Origin of the sequence: Lamprobacter sp. (genome assembly GCF_034860625.1) — a bacterium.
Lineage (GTDB): Bacteria > Pseudomonadota > Gammaproteobacteria > Chromatiales > Chromatiaceae > Lamprobacter.
The window spans coordinates 1-1,637 of sequence record NZ_JAYESN010000468.1; the positions used below are offsets into that span (position 1 = coordinate 1).

Annotated in this window: 1 protein-coding gene and 1 pseudogene; one reads left to right on the plus strand and one right to left on the minus strand. The window is 56.8% G+C overall.

Going from position 1 to position 1,637, the window contains the following annotated elements; all coding sequences use genetic code 11:
- Positions 1 to 65: 65 nt before the first annotated feature.
- Positions 66 to 641 (minus strand): annotated as a pseudogene (locus VBE63_RS28900) (reverse transcriptase N-terminal domain-containing protein); the annotation flags it as partial.
- 555 nt (positions 642 to 1,196) lie between these two features.
- Here VBE63_RS28900 and VBE63_RS28905 point away from each other — a divergent pair.
- On the plus strand, positions 1,197 to 1,637 hold a 441-nt coding region (locus VBE63_RS28905), incomplete at its 3' end, for a hypothetical protein (protein ID WP_323686428.1).

Here is a 1,637-nt window from a genome sequence, read left to right on the forward strand (position 1 = left end):
TTGAACCAACTGCGTGAGGGTCAGCTCAACAGCGTGCGTTTTTCACAGGAGCATCAAGATGCCTAATCGAAGCATCCGGTAATGTCTGCTTCCAAGGTCCATTGGGCTCTATCTTTCCTGGACTGCACGATGCAGATTTGTGCAGCCGCATCCTTGGTACTGCGACCTTTCCGAAACCCATAAGAGTTCGGGTCAGCCGTGGTTTCCGCGATGGGCTCCAGGGCCAGCAGGTAGAGTGCCTGCATGGCCCGGTCTTTCATCGTCGGGATGCCGAGTGGTCGCTTCTTGCCGTTTGCCTTCGGGATGTACACCCGCTTGAGCGGTTTGGGCTGATACCCGTACCGCTTCAAGGACGATAGGGCTCTGGATTTATCCGCTGGAGTATTCCATTGCTCTCCATCAACGCCAGGCGTCCGTCTTCCTTGGTTCTCGGTGACTCGTTTTACAGCGATTGCCTTTCCCGAGAACGAGTTGGTCAACAGCCTTTGTAAGGCTTTCACCTTGTTCCAGCGGCCTTCTTTCACTGCCTTCACGATACGCGCCTGTAGCCGCCCGACCTCTTTGTGGGCTTTGGCCCAATCAATGTCGTGCCAGCCCACTTCAGGGTCGGGTGCTGCACCAGCGACTTGCGTCACCGTCATTTGCTTTGCTCCCATTTGGGTGGTTCTACTGGTTATCTCGTGACCTAAGACCAGACGGAAGTGGGCACCCTTTCGGGTCGAGGATATAACCCCTATCCCGACCATTACAGTCGGGCATTTGCTTTCTCCGTCCTCCCATACCCGCATTCCCAACAGCTTCACTTGCGATTCACCTGCCCTTGTCGGGCAGGAATACGGGCTTACCATGTTCCGCATAGATGACACGGAGGGGGAAGATGCCAGCTATTGACCGGAATCCGTTGGTGACTTCGACAGAGGAGGATCAAGCCTCTGCTCCTGGATTCGTTGCCTTTTGGCTATGGCCTATCAGTATCTTTGGCCATTCATTCTTCACGGTCTTTATCGCTGATTCACATGTGTTCATCTTTCCCTCCAAGCCTTGCTCCCTACCGCCTTGATACTGGCAGACTTGGCGTTACCTCACGGTTCGGCCTTGTGGATTTATTCACAGGTTGCGTTGTCCCGGCAGCTTCACACGGGTTCGTTACCAATCCCGCATGTGCCGGTAGGCTACGGCTGGAAGTACAGCCGGATATGTCTAGCATATCAATCATTTATGCGACCTCATGTCGCACTGATCCCAAGAACGACTACGTCTTCTTCCGCATCTTCTCCGAAGCGCCCGAGCTCCTGCTCGACCTGATCAATGCCGTGCGCAGCCACGAGCCGCCCATTGTCGAGGTCAGCCTGCTCGATGCGCGCCTGAGCCCCGAGCGCCTCTCGGCCTGGATTGCCTACTTCGAACACTGGCAGGAGGAGACCCTCATGAGCAGCCTAAGCCACCCCCCGGTCCAAAAAGCCATCGGCAAGCTGCGCGCGATGAGCGCTGATGAAGAAGAACGCTACTGGGCCGAGGCGCGCGACAAGGCCCTGCGTGACGAGGTCACCTTGCTCGCTGTGGCGCGCGAGGAGGGTATCGAGTTAGGCCGCGAGCAAGCGACGCGCGAAACCGCCCGCAACCTCATCCAACTCGGC